This window comes from Paucibacter sp. XJ19-41, from assembly GCF_028462495.1.
Taxonomy (GTDB): Bacteria; Pseudomonadota; Gammaproteobacteria; order Burkholderiales; family Burkholderiaceae_C; genus Roseateles_E.
In genome coordinates this window covers 1-306 of the sequence record NZ_JAQOWX010000319.1, presented here as the reverse complement: position 1 = coordinate 306, position 306 = coordinate 1, and the positions used below count along the sequence as shown (strand labels likewise).

Annotated in this window: 1 rRNA gene; it reads right to left on the bottom strand. The window is 47.1% G+C overall.

The window, feature by feature from the left end:
• Positions 1-173 (bottom strand): 16S ribosomal RNA (locus tag PO768_RS29180); the annotation flags it as partial.
• Between the last annotated feature and the right edge of the window lie 133 nt (positions 174-306).

Below are 306 nucleotides of genomic sequence, written 5' to 3'. Positions count from 1 at the left end.
GGTCGTATGCGGTATTAGCTGCTCTTTCGAGCAGTTATCCCCCACAACTGGGCACGTTCCGATATATTACTCACCCGTTCGCCACTCGTCAGCTTAACCTGTTACCGTTCGACTTGCATGTGTAAGGCATGCCGCCAGCGTTCAATCTGAGCCAGGATCAAACTCTACAGTTCGATCTTGATTTACTCAACGGAATCGACTTAAACCATTTGCATAGTTCAAATCTATTTTCCGTGAGCGTTTAAAGTCCAAGAGACTTGATACTCGTCACCGAGCATCAAAACTCACCTTCAAACGCCCACGCTT